Here is a 20,245-nt window from a genome sequence, read left to right as displayed (position 1 = left end):
CTCCCGGATTGAACCGGCAGCCTGCTATTGTCGCACTTGCGCACTATCTTCGCCGCTGTGATGCTTAACTTCTGTGTTCGGTATGGGTACAGGTGTCTCCATCACCCTATCGCCACCGGATCTCTTTCCTTCTCCTGAATGCACGAGCACTCAAAACTGAACAGCTCTCTAGCTTCTTTCTCCTTGAACCCTTCTTCTAGGCTAAGCCCTCGACCGATTAGTATCATTCAGCTCAGCATATCGCTATGCTTGCACCTATGACCTATCTACCTCTTCGTCTTAGAGGGGTCTTACTTCGCTTTGAATGGGAAGTCTCATCTTGGAGGGGGCTTCACACTTAGATGCCTTCAGCGTTTATCCCTTCCAGACTTAGCTACCCAGCTGTGCCACTGGCGTGACAACTGGTGCACCATTGGTCTGTCCACCCCGGTCCTCTCGTACTGAGGGCAGCTCTCCTCAAACTTCCTACGCCCACGACAGATAGGGACCGAACTGTCTCACGACGTTCTGAACCCAGCTCGCGTACCGCTTTAATGGGCGAACAGCCCAACCCTTGGAACCGACTTCAGCTCCAGGATGCGATGAGCCGACATCGAGGTGCCAAACCTCCCCGTCGATGTGAACTCTTGGGGGAGATCAGCCTGTTATCCCCAGGGTAGCTTTTATCCGTTGAGCGACGGCCCTTCCATTCGGCACCGCCGGATCACTAAGCCCGACTTTCGTCCCTGCTCGACTTGTTGGTCTCGCAGTCAAACACCCTTTTGCCTTTGCACTCTGCGCATGGTTTCCATCCATGCTGAGGGTATCTTTGGGCGCCTCCGTTACTCTTTGGGAGGCGACCGCCCCAGTCAAACTGCCCACCTGACACTGTCCCGTCATCGGCTTCACGATGTCCGGTTAGAACCTCAATGCATCAAGGGTAGTATCCCAACGGCGACTCCTCGAATACTGGCGTATCCGTCTCTCAGTCTCCTACCTATCCTGTACATCATGCATCAAGATCCAATATCAAGCTACAGTAAAGCTCCATGGGGTCTTTCCGTCTAGTCGCGGGTAACCTGCATCTTCACAGGTACTAAGACTTCACCGAGTCTACAGCTGAGACAGCGCCCAAATCGTTACGCCTTTCGTGCGGGTCAGAACTTACCTGACAAGGAATTTCGCTACCTTAGGACCGTTATAGTTACGGCCGCCGTTTACTGGGGCTTCAATTCATTGCTTCTCCTTGCGGATGACAACTCCTCTTAACCTTCCAGCACCGGGCAGGCGTCACCCCCTATACTTCGACTTGCGTCTTGGCAGAGAGCTGTGTTTTTGGTAAACAGTCGCTTGGGCCGTTTTACTGCGGCTCAGCTTTCACTGAGCACTCCTTATCCCGAAGTTACGGAGTCATTTTGCAGAGTTCCTTAGCTATAGTTCTCTCGCTCACCTTAGGATTCTCTCCTCACCCATGTGTGTCCATTTTCGGTACGGGCTGACAAAGAGTTTATTGCTAGAAGCTTTTCTTGGAAGCTTGCTTTGGCGACTTCTGTACTTATCGTAATGTTCCATACGCTTCACGCCTTCGGGTTTCAACATCCGGATTTGCCTGGATGTCCCCTACCTCGCTTGCACCAGCTATTCCAGCAGCTGGATCGCCTAGCCTTCTCCGTCACTCCATTGCCTCTTCGCCAGGTACGGGAATCTCCACCCGTTATCCATCGACTACGCCTCTCGGCCTCGCCTTAGGCCCCGACTTACCCAGAGCGGACGAACCTTCCTCTGGAAACCTTGGGTTTTCGGTGCGTGGGATTCTCACCCACGTTCCGCTACTCACACCGGCATTCTCTCTTCCTGACGCTCCACATGTCCTTGCGATCATGCTTCCTCGCTGTCAGGAACGCTCCCCTACCACTTATACTTCGTATAAATCCATAGCTTCGGTATTATGCTTAGCCCCGGTAAATTTTCGGCGCAGAGTCATTCGACTAGTGAGCTGTTACGCACTCTTTAAAGGATGGCTGCTTCTGAGCCAACCTCCTAGTTGTCTGGACATCTCCACATCCTTTTCCACTTAGCATATATTTTGGGACCTTAGCTGATGGTCTGGGCTGTTTCCCTCTTGACTACGGACCTTATCACCCGCAGTCTGACTGCCGCATATGTCTTCATGACATTCGGAGTTTGATTATGCTCAGTACCTCGGGATGAGGCCATCACATATTCAGTGCTCTACCTTCATGACACTTCCTGCGACGCTAGCCCTAAAGCTATTTCGGGGAGAACCAGCTATCTCCGAGTTCGTTTGGAATTTCACCCCTAGCCACAATTCATCCGCCAACGTTTCAACGGGGGTCGGTTCGGTCCTCCATCGGGTTTTACCCCAACTTCAACCTGATCATGGCTAGATCACTCGGTTTCGGGTCTATGACATGCAACTTCCGCCCTTTTCAGACTCGCTTTCGCTTCGGCTCCGCATCTCCTGCTTAACCTCGCTCCATATCATAACTCGCCGGCTCATTCTACAAAAGGCACGCCATCACCCTTTAACGGGCTCTGACTTCTTGTAAGCATATGGTTTCAGGTTCTCTTTCACTCCCCTCCCGGGGTTCTTTTCACCTTTCCCTCACGGTACTGGTTCACTATCGGTCACTAGGGAGTATTTAGCCTTTCGAGATGGTCCTCGATAATTCCGTCAGGATTCCACGTGCCCCGACGTACTCAGGGTCTGTCTCGTCTCACTCCCACAATTTCGGATACGGGAGTTTCACCCTCTTCGCTGCGCCTTCCCCTGCGCTTCTCCTATCATGCTCGCTCAACTTTGCTGACACCCCTATAACCCCATCGCTATGATGGTTTGGGCTCCTCCGCTTTCGCTCGCCGCTACTTACGGAATCGTTCTTACTTTCTTCTCCTGCAGGTACTGAGATGTTTCAGTTCCCTGCGTCTTGCCTCATGCATCTATATATTCAATGCATGATGACACACCTCTCGATGTGCCGGGTTCCCCCATTCGGACATCAGCGGGTCTTAGCCTGCTTACTGCTCGCCGCCGCGTTTCGCCGTTTGCTGCGTCCTTCTTCGCCTCCTAGTGCCTAGGCATCCGCCATACGCTCTTTCTTGCTTAACCTAAAGTGTTCAAGTTCTTTTTCTTGTTTTCTCTTTTGTTTATCTTAGTTTTTTGCAACTAGATGAATCGACCTTCAATCTCTTTCCTGATCTCGTTTCTTCTTCATCTATCTTCTTTTCTGTTGTAAAAAGTTTTTGCTAGTTTGCTATTCAGTTTTCAATGTTCCTGCCTTGAATGCACGCAACGCACATTCAAAACTAAACAGATCTCCACGTCTTCTCTTCTCCCTAGAAAGGAGGTGATCCATCCCCACGTTCCCGTAGGGATACCTTGTTACGACTTCACCCCAATCATCAGTCCCACCTTAGACAGCTCCTTCCTTGCGGTTAGGCCACCGGCTTCGGGTGTTACCAACTCTCATGGTGTGACGGGCGGTGTGTACAAGGCCCGAGAACGTATTCACCGCGACATTCTGATTCGCGATTACTAGCGATTCCAGCTTCGTGCAGTCGAGTTGCAGACTGCAGTCCGAACTGAGAACGGGTTTATGGGTTTCGCTCCACCTCGCGGTCTCGCTTCCCTCTGATCCGTCCATTGTAGCACGTGTGTAGCCCAGGTCATAAGGGGCATGATGATTTGACGTCATCCCCGCCTTCCTCCTCCTTGCAGAGGCAGTCTCGCCAGAGTCCCCAACTTAATGATGGTAACTGGCAACAGGGGTTGCGCTCGTTGCGGGACTTAACCCAACATCTCACGACACGAGCTGACGACAACCATGCACCACCTGTATCCGATATAGCTATTTCCTCATCTCTGAGGCTTTTATCGGTATGTCAAGACCTGGTAAGGTTCTTCGCGTTGCTTCGAATTAAACCACATGCTCCACCGCTTGTGCGGGCCCCCGTCAATTCCTTTGAGTTTCATTCTTGCGAACGTACTACTCAGGCGGAGTACTTATTGCGTTAACTGCAGCACTGAGGTCTGACCCCCAACACTTAGTACTCATCGTTTACGGCGTGGACTACTAGGGTATCTAATCCTATTTGCTCCCCACGCTTTCGGGACTGAGCGTCAGTTGCAGCCCAGATCGTCGCCTTCGCCACTGGTGTTCCTCCATATATCTACGCATTTCACCGCTACACATGGAATTCCACGATCCTCTGCTGCTCTCTAGCTATTTGGTTTCCACGGCTTACCGAAGTTTAGCTTCGGGCTTTCACCGCAGACCTCTATTGCCGCCTGCTCCCTCTTTACGCCCAATGATTCCGGATAACGCTCGCCACCTACGTATTACCGCGGCTGCTGGCACGTAGTTAGCCGTGGCTTCCTCATAAAGTACCGTCACTCATATGTCATTCCCTACATATGCCGTTCTTCCTTTATAACAGAGGTTTACATACCGAAGTACTTCCTCCCTCACGCGGCGTTGCTCGGTCAGGCTTTCGCCCATTGCCGAAAATTCCCTACTGCTGCCTCCCGTAGGAGTCTGGGCCGTGTCTCAGTCCCAGTGTGGCCGTCCACCCTCTCAGGTCGGCTACGCATCGTCGCCTTGGTGAGCCTCTACCTCACCAACTAGCTAATGCGCCATAAGTCCATCCTTCTGCTATCCCGTGGGATATTTAACAGTGAGGTCATGCGACCCCTCTGCCTATGCGGTCTTAGCTGCCGTTTCCAGCAGTTATCCCCCTCACAAGGCCAGGTTACTTATGTATTACTCACCCGTTCGCCACTCACTGATTAATCAGTGCGTTCGACTTGCATGTATTAGGCACGCCGCCAGCGTTCATCCTGAGCCAGGATCAAACTCTCCATTGTCTATCTCCTAAACAATTTCTTGTTCTCTTGACTCTCTTTGTTTCCTGTTTCTCTTTTTGACGTGTTTCTGTTTAGTTTTCAATGTCCCTTGCCCTCTCTCTCGAGTGCTCATCTATAATATCATCTCCTTTACCCTTTTGCAAGCCTTTTTTTCAAAAAATGATATTTTTTTTAAATTTCTTTCTTTAACTATGAAATCATCAAAATGATGACAATAAATTTCACTGAAAATAATTGGTTGTTCTATCTATATTATATATAACATATCATTCACTTGCTATTCTTCGATTGATTTAAAAATATATTGTTTTTGATATAATGGTCCTTCTTCTTTTTTCTTCCCTTTACTATTGTATATACTTTCATCCCTATATTGTTTAGGAGTCATATTGGTATTCTTCTTAAAAATTTGTGAGAAATAAGATTGCGAAGAAAAGCCAACCGTTTCAGATATTTCAGCAATTGATAAACTGGTCGTTGTTAAAAGTGATTTACATTCCTTAATTCTTCGTTCAATCAAATAATTAATTGGTGAAACACCAATATTCTTTTTAAACTCATGAGCCATATAATATTTATTCATCTTCATAAATTCAGCAAGAGATTCTAATGACATATCTTCAGCATAATTTTGATCAATATATTGACAAATCATCCTAATTTCTCTCTTCATCGGTTTTTGGATTGGATTATCACTTAAATTCAATTTCATATATCGCATAACTTTCAATAAAAATAAGTCAAATAATTTTTGACAGACATTTTCATAACCCATCTGTTTTTCTTCACTCTCAGTCAAAAGATTTGTAATATAATATTGAATATCATCATTATTCTTTTCGAAACTCTGATATAAAAATTCATTATCTTCACCATTTAAACCAAAAGAAAGATTTTCCACCCCTAAAACAACATATTCCAATGGATGATCTCCATCACTATCCTCATGATGATAAACATTTGGATTCACAATAATCATATCATCTTGTTTGACATCAAAAGTATCATTTTCAACTGTAAATTTTCCTTTTCCTCCAACAACATAAAATATTTCTGAAAAAGGATGAAAATGCATTAAAGATGTCCAATCATTTTCAAATTTAGAATAGGTTATATAAATCAGCCTTGCTTCATAATCAAAAATATCATTTCTAGAAATATCTATTCTATTATTACTCATCAATATCACCATTCCTTTATTTCATTTCTATTTTATAATTTTTTTACGCAAAAAACAATATATATAAAACAATTAACAATTTTTAGGTAGATAAAGCGGTTACATTTAGATATATTGGTATTATAAGATATCATGAAGGAGGAAAACAAGAAAATGAAAACAAAAAAAGTGTTATCTTTAGGACTTTCTGTTTTGATGTTAGGTTCTTTACTTGTAGGTTGCGGAACCAAAGATAAAGACACTACTGATGGAAAAACATTAACAATCGCTGGTCTTGATGGTGGTTATGGTACTGAAGGCTGGAAAAAAGTCATTGAGAAATTCGAAGCTGATAATGGTGTGAAAATCAATGCAACTTTTGACAAAAAGATTAGTGATGTTGTCAGACCAAAAATCACTGCTGGGAAAGATGTGCCTGACATCATTTATTTAACTGTAGGTGGAGTTGGTGGTTTAACTGACACACTTATCAAAGAAAAACAAATCGCTGATATTTCTGCATTATTAGATACAGAAATCCCTGGTGAAAGCACAAAAGTTAAAGACAAAATTTTATCTTCATTTGTTCAAGGAGCAACTGCTGACCCTTATGGTGATGGGAAATTATATTTAGCACCATTAAATAATGCGCCTTGTGGATTATTCTATAATGCTGGTTTATTCAAAGAAAAGAAATGGGAAGTTCCAAAAGATTGGGATGGAATGTGGAAATTAGCTGAAGAAGCAAAGAAAGAAGGAATTTCATTATTTACTTATCCTACTGCTGGTTACTTTGATGCATTCTTCACTTCATTATTGAATGCAACTGCTGGTCCTGAAACTTATGCAAAATTAATTAGTTATGATGTAGATGCTTGGAAACTTCCAGAAGTGAAAGAAGCATTTGAAATCGTTGGTAAATTAGCAAAATATACTGCTCCTACTACAGTTGCAAATGCTAATGGTGATAACTTCACAAAAAATCAACAATTAATTATTGATGGTAAAGCATTATTCTGCCCTAACGGAACTTGGTTACCAGGTGAAATGGCCGCAACAACTCCTGATGGTTTTGAATGGGGAATCACTGGTATTCCTGCTGCTAAAGCTGGTGGAGATTCATATTCAACTAACTTCGTAGAACAAATGTATGTTCCTGAAAAAGCTGCAAATAAAGAATTAGCAATGAAATTCATGGCTTACTGCTATAGCGATGAAGCAGCTGATTTATTCTACAAATATGGTGCTTTAGATGAAGAAGCAATGAAAAAGAGCGAAGATCCTAAAAAAGAAATTTACAAAGCAGGTTTCTTAATTCCAATCAAAGGTTCTGAAAAGAGAGTTGCTGAATCTGATAGTTTCATGTTTACAATGGCTGATAAAGGTGTAAAAACAAACAGTTCAACATTTATGGCAGCGAATGCTGTTGAAGGTGTAACTTTAACTGGTGAAACTGGAATCTTATTTGGTTCTATTAACTCAGTTGTTTCTGGTGATAAAACAGTTGATGAATGGTATAACGCTTCTGTAGATGCAGTTCAAAAAATTGCAGATGCAAATAAATAGTTTCATAAAAAACACGAGGTAGGCGGTGGGAACACCGCCTATTCTTATAAGTAAGAAGGAGGATTACTATGAATAAGAAAAAAGAAAAAAGACGTTTTATCATTTTATGTCTTGCTCCTGCAGTTATTTTATTCACAGTCTTTATGGTTTATCCAACCATTAATGTCTTTCTCATGTCGACATTAAAATGGGGCGGATTTTCTGATGAAAAAACATTTGTTGGGCTCAATAACTTCTTGATTTTATTTAAAGATATGAACTTTATTAGAGCTTTCCAAAATACAATATTTGTCATTGTCATTGTGACAATATTTACACTTGCTCTTGCTATTATATTCGCATCAATATTAGTCAGAGAAAAGTTAAAAGGACAAAATTTCTTTAGAGTTATTTTTTACATTCCTAATATATTATCAATAGTTGTTATTGGAGCTATCTTCTCAGCCATTTATGACCCTTCAGCAAATGGATTGTTAAATAGTGTCTTGGGCATATTTATGGGCAAAGATTGGCAAGGTATCCCTTATTTAGGAAATCAGTCTATTGTCATGTATTCAATTGCCTTTGCATTGATTTGGCAAGCGATTGGATATTATATGGTTATGTATATGGCTAGTATGTCATCTATTCCTGCTCATTATTATGAAGCAGCTGAACTTGATGGCTGTGGAAAAATCAAACAATTCTTTACAATTACTCTTCCACTTGTCTGGAGCAATATTCGTACAACTTTAACTTTCTTTGTTATTAGTACAATTAACTTAAGTTTCTTATTGGTTCAAGTTATGACAACTGGTGGACCAGATGGTGCCAGCCGTGTTCTGCTCTTCTACCTCTATGATCAAGCTTATAACAATGCAAGTTATGGTTATGGTATGGCTATTGGTGCTGTTACATTTATTTTCTCATTCTTATTGAGTGCTGTTATTAATAAAGTAACAGAACGTGAAGAATATGAATTCTAAGGAGGGACACACATGAAAAAAGAAAAAATAAGTAGTGGTAAACTTTATAAAATATTTGTGTATGTTGCCTTAATTACACTTGCTATATCAATCATAGTTCCTGTTATATGGGTATTTATGTCTTCTTTAAAAACAAATGCTGAATTCCAGGGAAGTCCATGGTCATTACCTGCTAGTTTTTATATTCAAAACTTTATTGATGCTTTTGAAAAAGCCAATATGGCTGAATATTTCTTAAATTCAGTTATTGTAACTGCTTTAGGTTTATTTTTACTTGTTATCATTGCATTACCAGCATCTTATGTTTTAGCAAGATTTGACTTCAAAGGTAAGAAACTCATTAATACTGCTTTTATGGGTGGTTTGTTTATCAATGTGAATTACATTGTTGTCCCTATTTTCTTAATGTTAACATCTTGGGATGATGTTGTTTATGATATCATTGGAGATTTCTTCTTTTTAGATAATATTGTTGTTTTAGCCATTGTTTATGCGGCGACTGCTATTCCTTTTACAGTTTATCTGCTAAGCAGTTATTTTAGAACACTTCCAAAAGCTTACGAAGAAGCTGCATTTATAGATGGATGTGGATATTTTAAGACAATGATGAAAGTCATGGCCCCAATGGCAAAACCAAGTATTATTACAGTTATCTTATTTAACTTCTTAGCCTTTTGGAATGAATACATCATTGCATTGACATTAATGCCTGGTGCATCTAAGACTTTACCTGTTGGATTGGTCACTTTATCTAAAGGACAAATGGCAGCTGCAAATTATGGTCAATTATATGCTGGATTGGTTATTGTTATGTTGCCAACACTGATCTTGTATATCATGGTTCAAAAGAAATTAACCCAAGGGATGACTCTTGGTGGATTGAAAGATTAGAGGTGAACTGATATGAGTAATACAACAAAAAATATAATCGCTGCTATTTGCTTTGTCATTTCATTTGGACTGGTATGCTTTGGACAACAAAATGTTGGTTATGCTGGACTTGGCATGGAACTTGTAGGTTTGACTGGTTTATTGGTCTTACTATATTTATACAATAAGAAATATAAATAGGAGGAAATATAATGGCTACATTATCACTTAAAAATATAGATAAAATATATGACAATAATGTTCAAGCTGTCTTTGATTTTAACTTAGATATTGCTGATAAAGAATTTATTGTTTTTGTAGGTCCTTCCGGATGTGGAAAATCTACAACCCTAAGAATGATTGCTGGATTGGAGGATATTTCAGCAGGAGAACTTTACATTGATGATACACTGATGAATGATGTTGCTCCAAAAGATCGAGACATTGCTATGGTATTCCAATCATATGCACTCTATCCTCATATGACAGTTTACGATAACATGGCTTTCGGACTAAAGATTGCGAAAGTCTCTAAAGATGTGATTGATCAAAAAGTTCGTGCCGCTGCCAAAGCATTAGATATTGAACAATATTTGGATCGTAAACCTAAAGCGCTCTCTGGTGGGCAGAGACAACGTGTGGCTTTAGGAAGAGCGATTGTCCGTGAACCAAAAGTTTTCTTAATGGATGAACCACTTAGTAACTTAGACGCTAAGTTAAGAGTACAAATGCGTGTTGAAATTTTAAAAATTTATCAGCAACTTGGTACAACATTTATTTATGTCACTCACGATCAAACGGAAGCCATGACAATGGGAACAAGAATTGTTGTTATGAAAGATGGTCGTGTTCAGCAAGTTGCTGCTCCTACTTATCTTTATGAACATCCTATCAATAAATTCGTTGCTGGTTTTATTGGTAGTCCTCAAATGAACTTTAGAGATGGAAAAATCATTGAAAAAGAAGGAAAGTTATATATTGAATTATCTGATATTACATTAGAAATACCAGAATCTAAAGCAACAATACTTAAAGATAAAGGATACATTGGAAAAACTGTGACAATGGGAATTCGACCAGAAGATATTTCTACGCATCCTCAATACATCATGCATCATCCTGAAGCATCATTCCAAAACAAAGTTGATGTTGTTGAATTAATGGGTTCAGAAAGCTTTATTCATATGACAAAAGATGATGTGCCTTTTGTTGTTAAAGTTCCTGGTAGTACACCATTAAGAGCGAACGATGAAGGTGCCTTTGTTTATATCATGAATAAAACACATTTCTTTGATAAAGAAACTGAATTAAATATTTTGGAAAATCACGAGGGATAAATCATGAAAAATTATGGAAGATTAACTCTCCCTACTGATTTAGATGTAATTGATCAAACAATTGCATTGAAAGAGAAATTGGGAGCAGATGCTATTCGAGATTGTGATGGTACAGAAATGCCAGAAGAAATCTTGGGTTTAGATGCAAAAATTTATGCAACTTATTATACAACACGAAAAGATAATGATTGGGCACTCGCTCATCCTGAAGAAATTCAGCAAGAATATTTAATAACTGATCGCTATACTGCTAGAAACACTTCACTTACAATCAGTTTAATGAAAGGTTTTCATACTGAACAATTAAAGCCAAATTTTATTGATGATCCTTATGAATGGTGGGAAGTGATTGACCGCACTACCGGTGAAATCGTCCCAACATCACAATGGACTTATAGTGAGGAAAATTGCAGTGTAACCATTCAAACAATTCCCTACCATGTATACACTGTCAGTTTCTTAGCCTTTTTGATATGGGATCCTGTGCATATGTATAACTTCATTACAAACGACTGGAAAGATGCTCCTCATCAATTAACATTTGATGTGAGACAACCGAAAACACAAGTTTTTGTCAAAGAAAAACTCAGAAAATTCTGTGAGGATAATCCTCATATTGATGTCATTCGTTTTACAACTTTCTTTCATCAATTCACTTTAACATTTGATGATCAAAAGCGTGAGAAATTCGTTGAATGGTTTGGATATAGTGCAAGTGTATCTCCTTATATTCTTAAACAATTTGAAAAATGGGCTGGTTATAAATTTAGACCTGAATTTATTGTAGATCAAGGATACCACAATTCTTTATTTAGAGTTCCTTCTCGAGAATTTAAAGATTTTATTGATTTCCAGCAACAAGAAGTTTGCAAACTCGCTAAAGAATTAGTCGATATCGTGCATAGTTATGGCAAAGAAGCCATGATGTTCTTAGGTGACCATTGGATTGGTACAGAACCTTATGGACCATATTTTGAAACAATTGGATTAGATGCAGTTGTTGGTTCTGTTGGTGACGGTGTCACAATGCGTATGATTTCTGATATTAAAGGTGTCAAATATACTGAAGGTCGCCTCCTTCCTTACTTCTTCCCAGATGTTTTCACTGAAGGTGGTGACCCTATTGGCGAGGCCCATAGTAATTGGTTAAAAGCCAGACGTGCAATATTAAGAAGTCCTTTAGATCGTATTGGGTATGGTGGATATTTAAAATTAGCCTTACAGTGGCCTGGTTTTATTGATACAATTACTCATGTTGTTGATGAATTTAGAGATATTCATGATACAATTCAAGGAACAAGTGCCTATGTTTCTCCATTTAAAGTTGCAATTTTAAATTGCTGGGGTGCATCTCGCCGTTGGATGAATAACCAAGTTCATCATGCTATATGGTATCGTGAAATTTATTCTTATGTTGGAATTATTGAATGCTTAAGTGGGATGCCTATTGATATTGACTTTATTAATTTTGACGATATTAAAAATGGTCAACTTGATCAATATAAAGTTGTTATTAATGCAGGAAGTGCTTATACATCATGGTCAGGTGAAAAAAATTGGATTGATGAAACTGTTGTTACAAAAATCAGACAATGGGTAGATCAAGGTGGTGGATTTATTGGTGTTGGTGAACCAACTGCCTATCAGCACCAAGGACAATTCTTCCAACTAAGTGATGTTCTTGGTGTTGATAAAGAAGTTGGTTTTACGTTAAGTCATGATAAATATAATGAAGTGGATTCACATCACTTCTTATTAGAAGATATCGATGGACAAATTGACTTTGGTGAAGGTATGAATGGCATCTATGCTCATGGTGAGAATTATCAAATCTTAAATCAGCATCATGGATATGCACAGTTAGTAACAAATACCTATGGAAAAGGTCGTAGCATCTATTTTGCTGGATTGCCTTATTCTCCACAAAACTGTCGTCTTCTTTTAAGAGCTATTTATTGGGCAGCAGGCAAAGAAGATGAAATGAAGAAATATTATGTCAGCAATGTCAATACAGAAGTGGCTGCATTTGAAAAGGTTGGTAAGATTGCTGTCATTAACAATACTACAGAAGCATTATCAAGTGATCTTTATATTTCTGGACAAAAAGTTGAAACCCTCAACTTATTGCCAATGGAGCTTCGCTGGATAACTATAAAGGAGTGAAGATTATGAAAAAACCCGTACTTGTTATTATGGCAGCTGGAATGGGGAGTCGTTATGGTGGATTAAAGCAAATAGATCCAATTGATAGTGATGGACACATTATTATTGACTTTTCTATTTTCGATGCCAAACGTGCTGGCTTTGAAGAAGTGATTTTTATTATCAAACGTGAAACTGAAAAAGATTTTAAAGAAATCATTGGAAATCGCATGTCTAAAATAATGAAAGTTCATTATGCATATCAAGAAATTAATGATATTCCTTTAGGAAACATCGTCCCTCAAGGGCGACAAAAGCCATGGGGAACTGCCCATGCAATATATTGTTGTCGTGATATTATTGATGGTCCTTTTGCAGTCATTAATGCTGATGATTATTATGGAGTAGAAGCTTTTCAATTGATTTATGATTATTTATTGCAGCATACTGATGATACGCAATATCGTTATGCTATGGTAGGTTATCAAATCGAAAAAACGCTAACAGAAAATGGAACAGTAGCTAGAGGCGTATGTGAAGTTAATGAAGAACATCAATTAATCAACATTATTGAAAGAACGAAAATCAAAAAGACAGATCATGGTGCGGCTTATAGTGAAGATGATAACAAATGGTATGATTTGCCATCTCAAGCAACTGTTTCAATGAATCTATGGGGCTTTTCAAAAAGTATTATCAAAGAAATCAGTGATGGATTACAACCTTTCTTAGATGATGGATTGATATCCAATCCATTAAAATGTGAATATTTTATTCCTAGTGTTGTCAGCCATCTATTAAATAAAAAAAAGGCAACAGTTGAAGTTTTAACAACAGCCAATCAATGGTATGGGGTCACTTATAAAGAAGACAAACCAATAATCGTAGAAGCCATTGAAAAGATGAAAAAAGATGGTATATATCCTACAATGTTATGGGGTGAGAAACAATGATTAATGAACCAATCCTTAACGAAGTTATTTCACATTTTGATTTTGTTGGTGAAATCATTAACGCTTGCCCCTATGGTAGTGGCCATATTAATGACACATATTTATTGGAATATAAAATAAAACATATGGGTATAGTACCTATTATTTTGCAGCGAATGAATACAAATGTCTTTAAAAAACCTGTTGAACTCATGGAAAATATAATGAATGTGACTGATTTTTTAAGAAAAAAAATCATTCAAAATGGTGGAGATCCAGAAAGAGAAACACTAACTGTCATTCTCAATAAATCTGGAAAACCCTATTATCAAGATAGTCAAGGTGAATACTGGCGTGCATATCATTTTATCACTTGTGCAACTGGATATGATGAAGTCGAAAGTGAAGAAGATTTTTATCAAAGTGCACTAGCTTTTGGAAAGTTCCAAAGTTTATTAGCAGATTATCCTGCTCATACACTCCATGAAACAATTCCTGATTTTCATAATACTGCTGCACGTTTCCAAGTTTTTCAAAAAGCTGTCAAAGAAGACATCTGTCAGCGTGCAAAAGATGTCCAAAAAGAAATTGATTTTGTTTATAAACATGTAGAAGATACACATATTTTAAGTGATATGCAAAAAAATGGTGAACTGCCTCTACGTGTTACACATAACGACACAAAATTAAATAATGTTTTAATTGATGATAAAACACATCAAGGGATATGCGTGATTGATTTAGATACAGTTATGCCAGGTTTATCTATTAATGATTTTGGTGATTCTATTCGTTTTGGTGCCAGTACTGGAGCTGAAGATGAGAAAGATTTATCATTAATTGAATGTGATATGCATTTATTTGAAGTCTATACCAAAGGATTTATTGAGGGATGTAATGGTCGTCTTAGTCAAGCCGAGATAAAAGCTTTACCACTTGGTGCAAAAGTAATGACACTTGAATGTGGTATCCGTTTTTTAACCGATTATCTGCAAGGTGATACTTATTTTAAAACAAAATATGCTACACACAATTTGGATCGCTGTAGAACACAATTTAAATTGGTTGAAGATATGGAGAAAAAATGGGATATCATGAATGCTATTGTTGACAAATATAGCAGCTAAAATAAAAACAATTATGTAAAAAGGTAATCTAAAATAACTTGGGATTTCGTGAATCTCATCTATCAAATAAAGTGGGGCTTAACTGACCCCACTTTTTTGTATAGACTTTTTTAATTAGAATCGTTCATTGGATTTTTCTAAAATCTTATCTACTTTTGAAGATATTATCATGATTCTTCTATACATATTACTTATGTCTTCCAGTATTTCTTCCAGAACTTCATCTTCTTCAAGAATCCTATTCTCATCGTCCTCCAGAATAAGCTTGTATGTCTTTATCATTATTATTTGTCCTCCTTTTTTATAATATTGAGATAATAGGTTGTATCACTGTTAAGTGAAAATAAGATTTTGTTTCTGAAACGTTCCCAGTTCAGGTATCCATTTGATGCATGTTTGATCAGCTTGATGCTTTTATTGCGGTTCTCTACAATCGCAGTATTCATCTTTCTGTTTTTCTCCCTGTCTACAATCATAAAGGAATTGATGATTTCCTGCTTCCATCTTGTCAGAGTGTTGGCGAACTGGCTCATCTCTTCTATAGGACAGCACCTGAAGTCGATAATGATTTCTTCCAGTTTTTTCTTTGCGTCTTCATAATGACACTGTCTGTAGAAACGGGTAACACTGTCCTTAAGGTCATAGGCGATATCAAGTTCTCTGTCATACTTCACCATATAATCAAACAGATCATAATAGTTGTAGTATCCTTCCAGTCTTCTGTTGTATCTCTTTTCCTCATTGGGATCAAATATTCTGTTGTCAGTTGAGATGAACATCCAGTTAAATTTTTTAAGCACATAGTAGTGTCTGGATGCTTCCTCGTATATATATTCCTCTTCTTTTGTAAGGCCGATATTCTTCTTTTTTTGTTGAAGTTCCCTGATCTGTGTCATGTACTTTTTCTGAGCTGATATTCTGACTTTATCCATTCTTCGCCCCAGTTCCTGAACAACATGAAACTTGTCGATACAGCAGCTTGCATTGGGAAAGACGTGTCTGGCAACAATCCTGTAGGTTTCCCACATGTCAAACGAACAGTACAGCACCTTTTCACGCTCTTCTCTGGGAATAAGCATAAAGTAGCTGATCAGGTCATCCTTTTTACGTGTTGGCAGGACATCAACAATCTTCTGGTCAGTACAGTCAACCAGCACACAGACAAATTTGCTTTTATAAGTCTTGAATGCATAAACCTCATCAATACCCAGACATGCAGGAAGAGGTCTCCTGGAAATACGGACATGATCATCAAAGATATTGATGACGGAGGTTACTGAAACATGATAACGCCTGGCAACAGATGTGAATGTTTCATTGGGAAGCTTAAGATCTCTGAGGATATTGGATACAGTCGCTACAGAGATTCTGGAACTTCCAAATACAAAGGGATTGTGTTCAAAGAATGTTTTGTGACAGTGAGGACAGCGATATCTTCTGGCTTCGTATATGATAAAGCACTGGGAATAATTAAGAACGGAATGAATAATCTTTTTTTGAGAATAATCCTTAATTTTATCAGTCATCTGACCACATACAGGACACTGATGATATTTGACATTCAGTCTGATGCAGATGTAAATTCCATCTGACTGATGGGTGATTCTGAATTCCTGAATATCATCTTTTTCAAGATTGAAGAACTTGAGAATATCATTTTCGGAAATAATAGGCATAATGGTAGTATTGAGCAGTTCACCATCTTCCAAAAGAGGTGGTGCATCGATAGCCTTCATATAAAAATCTCCTTTCATCTTGTTTCTAAGACAAAAGTAACATAGAAAAAGGGAAAGGCATACAAAAGTCATGTGGGAAAATAGAAAAGACAAGGATGATTTCTGCGGTTCATCCAGCATAAGGTTATGTATCTAAGGGGGATATCGTGATATTTATGGATGAGAAAAAAGCGATGAGAGGAATAAGTGAACTGAGAATAATTGACAGATGAACAGATAACAGAGAAATCGGCAATTGAATAGGGAATCATTTCCTGAATAAGAACTGCATGAGTCACACCGCAATCAGTGCATTGAACTCTCAGTATTCTGATAACAATATCTCTATTGAAGAAATCAGTATGACGATCATAGTAGGCATGAAAAGTCCAGCTGTGGGAATGACAACTGGAGCACTCAATTTTATTGAAGTTGATGCTTCTAATCAATCTGTCATAAACAAACTGATTGAAAGGCTTGATTTTTTTGTGAGTTTGAATTATTATCATAGTGTTCTTCAATAGGACAGGATAAATAATCAAACTTTGGTCGGGGCGATTGTTTATCCATTTTCTTTCTGTAAATTTTATAAAATAATCATATAATGATTTAGAGAAAATATAAAGAGAAAGAACCCCATAGAAATGAAAAGAAGAAACAATATAAAAAGAAAAGGCACCCCAATAAATTTGAGTGCCAGTAAAAACCCCAGAGATATTTAATTACTCTGTAAAAAAGTATCTTATAAAAAGATACTTTTTTCAATCAAAAAGAAAAGTCTATCTTTTATGATAAACTTTTCCCTTTAAATAAGATCATTTCATTGTTCTTTTCAATAAGAACATAGACATTACAAACCGCAAATATTATTCTCATATATTATATGAGTTATTTTAAAGTTTGCATAGAGTCTTTATGACAACAACTCAAATTTATTTACATATATCACGACTATCTAAAATAATTGTCACTGGTCCATCATTAATAAGCGCAACTTTCATATCAGCTCCAAAAACACCTGTTTCAATATGTATCCCTGCTTCTTTTATTTTTTGATTAAAGTCCTCATAAAGTGGAATGGCTATATCTGGTTTTGCTGCATCGGTGAAACCAGGACGACGTCCTTTACGACAATCAGCATACAATGTGAACTGCGAAATAGATAAAATACTTCCATTTATATCAGATAAAGATAAATTCATTTTCCCCTGCTCATCTTCAAATACACGCAAATGAATGATTTTATCAATCATTTTATCAATAATACTTGTATTATCATCATTACTAAAGCCAACCAATAACATAAAACCTTTTCCAATTTGACCTTTGACTTCTCCATCAATTGTTACAGAACTTTCTTTTACTCTTTGTACAACAACTTTCATAACTCGCTCCTATCATTATTCATTTAAAAATGCTATACTTATTATAAACAAATTTATAAGAAAAGGAAAGATTTTATGGCTACAACTTTAGCACATCGTATGCGTCCTAAATCATTAAAAGATGTTTTAGGACAAAAGCATCTTATTGGAGAAAAAGCATTATTTACACAGTTTGTTAAAAAAAAGCATCCTATGTCAACAATTTTATATGGTCCACCTGGCTGTGGAAAAACAACATTAGCAAGTGCACTTGCTAATGATTTAGATATTCCTTATCGTCTTTTTAATGCTTCAACTGGAAACAAAAAAGAAATGGATATAATTATAGAGGAAGCTAAAATGAGTGGTGAATTATTTGTCATTATTGATGAAGTTCATCGTTTAAATAAAGATAAACAAGATCACTTATTACCACACATTGAAAACGGTTTATTGATTATTGCCGGTTGTACAACTGCCAATCCTTATCATTCCATTAACCCAGCTATTCGTTCTCGTTGTCAAATTGTTGAAGTCAAACCATTATCACAAGAAGATATTATTGAAGGACTTAATCGTTCTTTAATGAGTGAAAATGGATTGAATAATATCTATCATGTTGAGGATGGTGTCTTAGAAGCAATTGCTAAATTAAGTAGTGGAGATATTCGCTTTGCATATAATTGTCTAGAAGTTGCAAGTATCTTAAGTGAAGATAATCTGATTACTTTGGAAATGATTAAGAATGCTCTTGGGAAAGCAAATGCTCAGTTTGATAAAGATGAAGATCAATATTATGATACCCTCAGTGGTTTACAGAAATCAATTCGTGGAAGTGATCCTAATGGAGCTATGTATTATTTAGGTAAATTAATTGAAGCAAATGACCTTGAATCACTAGAAAGACGAGTTATTACTACTGCTTATGAAGATATTGGTTTAGCCAATCCAAATGCTTGTATGAGGACAGTTTTAGCTTTTCAGGCCGCAAAGGTTATTGGTTTCCCTGAAGCACGCATTCCCATCGCAAGTGCAATTATTGATCTTTGTTTATCACCTAAATCAAAGTCCTCAGAAGCAGCGATAGATGCCGCTCTATCTTCATTAGCGACACATCCTTATCCTGCACCAAAATATTTACGTCTCACTCCTGTAGGCTTAGCAGAAGACGAAAAATATGATTACAATCGTCCCGAACTATGGGAATACATTCAATATCTGCCTGAACAGCTTAAAAATGAACAATTCTATATTCCTTGGATGACGAGTCATTATGAAAAAGCTTTAGCTGAAAATTATCGTCGTATTTTAAAACATGGACGAACACATAAAATCAAAGATTTAAATCATAAAAAATAGGACCTCAAATCTTTAAAAGTCCTATTTTTTTATTAATTCTTCTAAGTAAGAGTATTAAGTGTATTGTAATATTATACTATCTCAATACATTTTTTAATTCCCATAAATAATGTACTGCCTTTATAACATACATTCTCAAAACTATTTATTACAACAACATTTTTATCCCTATAACATAACAGATAAATATCATAACTATAGTGAGCAAAAGGACAACTTGTTATTTCTCATTGTATCATATACTCACCTTCATCTCCCTAGCATAATGGAATTTATCAAATTGCTTTGATAAGAAACATTTCCATAGGCTGTGCATAACCAGGAACATCAATCACTAAACTGCCACAATCCTTATAACCCAATTTACGATAAAAATTCTGTGATGTTTCATTAACTTGTGTAGATATTAACAACATACCATATCCCTTTGCTTTCATATCATGTTCCCAATATTCTATTAATTGTTTCCCATAACCTTTTCCACGATAATTTTCATCAATCATAAGCATTGTACAAAATGGAGTATTATCCCAAAATAGATTATATCTTAACAACCCTATTGGTTTATCATTCATTAAAATAACATAGCCTCTTTTAGAATGTACCTTATTTATAAATTCTGCTTCTGCTAAATGTTTATCAAGACTATACCAAAATTGTTTATCAGAGCTTTTCAAATATCTAATTTCTATCATATACGTTCCTCACAATTTTTGATTTTTACCACTCTGCCATAATATACAAAATAGCCATTGGTTCTCACTTTTACTCATTATTTCTCTTGTCTTGATTATAACATGTTGTTATTAATATCACCACAATATAATATAAAGAACATTACTCAA

General features: G+C 37.4%; 15 protein-coding genes and 3 rRNA genes. 10 read left to right on the top strand and 8 right to left on the bottom strand.

All coding sequences use genetic code 11. The annotated features are described in order from the left end of the window. Window positions 1-11: 11 nt before the first annotated feature. From rrf to BN1865_RS08105, 4 genes are all read right to left on the bottom strand, one after another. Window positions 12-120: ribosomal RNA gene (rrf, locus tag BN1865_RS08120) — 5S ribosomal RNA — on the bottom strand. 77 nt (window positions 121-197) lie between these two features. Next, a 23S ribosomal RNA gene (locus BN1865_RS08115) occupies window positions 198-3,109 on the bottom strand. A gap of 231 nt (window positions 3,110-3,340) precedes the next feature. Beyond that, window positions 3,341-4,864, bottom strand: a 16S ribosomal RNA gene (locus BN1865_RS08110). Together the 16S, 23S and 5S rRNA genes form the textbook arrangement of a ribosomal RNA operon. A 277-nt stretch (window positions 4,865-5,141) precedes the next feature. Continuing rightward, window positions 5,142-6,044, bottom strand: a complete 903-nt coding sequence (locus BN1865_RS08105) for an AraC family transcriptional regulator (RefSeq protein WP_050636739.1) — start codon at window positions 6,042-6,044, stop codon at window positions 5,142-5,144. A gap of 153 nt (window positions 6,045-6,197) precedes the next feature. Between BN1865_RS08105 and BN1865_RS08100 the strand changes: the two genes are divergently transcribed. From BN1865_RS08100 to BN1865_RS08070, 8 genes are all read left to right on the top strand, one after another. Further along, window positions 6,198-7,589, top strand: coding sequence for a carbohydrate ABC transporter substrate-binding protein (locus BN1865_RS08100; RefSeq protein ID WP_050636738.1), 1,392 nt, complete (start codon window positions 6,198-6,200; stop codon window positions 7,587-7,589). A 68-nt stretch (window positions 7,590-7,657) separates the two neighbouring features. Next, window positions 7,658-8,554, top strand: a complete 897-nt coding sequence (locus BN1865_RS08095; protein WP_050636737.1) for a carbohydrate ABC transporter permease — start codon at window positions 7,658-7,660, stop codon at window positions 8,552-8,554. Between the two features lie 12 nt (window positions 8,555-8,566). Continuing rightward, entirely contained in the window at window positions 8,567-9,445 is an 879-nt protein-coding gene (locus BN1865_RS08090) for a carbohydrate ABC transporter permease (protein ID WP_050636736.1), read from the top strand. 12 nt (window positions 9,446-9,457) lie between these two features. After that, window positions 9,458-9,625 carry a DUF6903 family protein gene (locus tag BN1865_RS18610; RefSeq protein WP_198527255.1) on the top strand — a complete coding sequence of 56 codons (168 nt, stop codon included), beginning with the start codon at window positions 9,458-9,460 and terminating at the stop codon, window positions 9,623-9,625. An 11-nt stretch (window positions 9,626-9,636) separates the two neighbouring features. Continuing rightward, complete coding sequence (locus tag BN1865_RS08085; RefSeq protein WP_050636735.1) at window positions 9,637-10,761, top strand: ABC transporter ATP-binding protein; 1,125 nt, start codon at window positions 9,637-9,639, stop codon at window positions 10,759-10,761. Window positions 10,762-10,764: 3 nt separating this feature from the next. Next, window positions 10,765-12,924, top strand: a complete 2,160-nt coding sequence (gene gnpA / locus BN1865_RS08080; protein WP_050636734.1) for a 1,3-beta-galactosyl-N-acetylhexosamine phosphorylase — start codon at window positions 10,765-10,767, stop codon at window positions 12,922-12,924. Between the two features lie 5 nt (window positions 12,925-12,929). Next, complete coding sequence (locus tag BN1865_RS08075; RefSeq protein WP_050636733.1) at window positions 12,930-13,856, top strand: nucleotidyltransferase family protein; 927 nt, start codon at window positions 12,930-12,932, stop codon at window positions 13,854-13,856. Beyond that, window positions 13,853-14,962 (top strand): phosphotransferase enzyme family protein, encoded by a 1,110-nt coding sequence (locus BN1865_RS08070; protein ID WP_050636732.1) that lies wholly within the window; start codon window positions 13,853-13,855, stop codon window positions 14,960-14,962. Before BN1865_RS08075 ends, BN1865_RS08070 begins: the two co-directional genes overlap by 4 nt. A 114-nt stretch (window positions 14,963-15,076) precedes the next feature. Here the strand turns inward: BN1865_RS08070 and BN1865_RS18395 are convergent, their stop codons facing one another. Together BN1865_RS18395 and BN1865_RS08065 are read right to left on the bottom strand one after the other, a co-directional pair. Beyond that, entirely contained in the window at window positions 15,077-15,244 is a 168-nt protein-coding gene (locus BN1865_RS18395; protein ID WP_157844079.1) for a hypothetical protein, read from the bottom strand. A 2-nt stretch (window positions 15,245-15,246) separates the two neighbouring features. Further along, window positions 15,247-16,698, bottom strand: coding sequence for an ISL3 family transposase (locus BN1865_RS08065; protein ID WP_232780323.1), 1,452 nt, complete (start codon window positions 16,696-16,698; stop codon window positions 15,247-15,249). 269 nt (window positions 16,699-16,967) lie between these two features. Here BN1865_RS08065 and BN1865_RS18390 point away from each other — a divergent pair, with 269 nt between their 5' ends. Beyond that, entirely contained in the window at window positions 16,968-17,201 is a 234-nt protein-coding gene (locus BN1865_RS18390) for a hypothetical protein (RefSeq protein ID WP_157844080.1), read from the top strand. A 408-nt stretch (window positions 17,202-17,609) separates the two neighbouring features. Here BN1865_RS18390 and dtd read toward each other — a convergent pair whose 3' ends face one another. Further along, the gene (gene dtd / locus BN1865_RS08060) at window positions 17,610-18,062 is read right to left on the bottom strand and encodes a D-aminoacyl-tRNA deacylase (RefSeq protein ID WP_050636731.1); all 453 of its coding nucleotides are present in this window, start codon (window positions 18,060-18,062) and stop codon (window positions 17,610-17,612) included. Window positions 18,063-18,137: 75 nt separating this feature from the next. Here dtd and BN1865_RS08055 point away from each other — a divergent pair, with 75 nt between their 5' ends. Beyond that, window positions 18,138-19,400: a replication-associated recombination protein A gene (locus BN1865_RS08055; RefSeq protein WP_050636730.1), complete on the top strand. Its 1,263-nt coding sequence runs from the start codon at window positions 18,138-18,140 to the stop codon at window positions 19,398-19,400. A gap of 275 nt (window positions 19,401-19,675) precedes the next feature. Here the strand turns inward: BN1865_RS08055 and BN1865_RS08050 are convergent, their stop codons facing one another. Beyond that, window positions 19,676-20,095, bottom strand: a complete 420-nt coding sequence (locus tag BN1865_RS08050) for a GNAT family N-acetyltransferase (protein WP_050636729.1) — start codon at window positions 20,093-20,095, stop codon at window positions 19,676-19,678. Between the last annotated feature and the right edge of the window lie 150 nt (window positions 20,096-20,245).

Origin of the sequence: Candidatus Stoquefichus sp. SB1, assembly GCF_001244545.1 — a bacterium.
GTDB lineage: Bacteria > Bacillota_I > Bacilli_A > Erysipelotrichales > Coprobacillaceae > Stoquefichus.
This window is presented reverse-complemented; position numbering and strand designations above follow the sequence as displayed.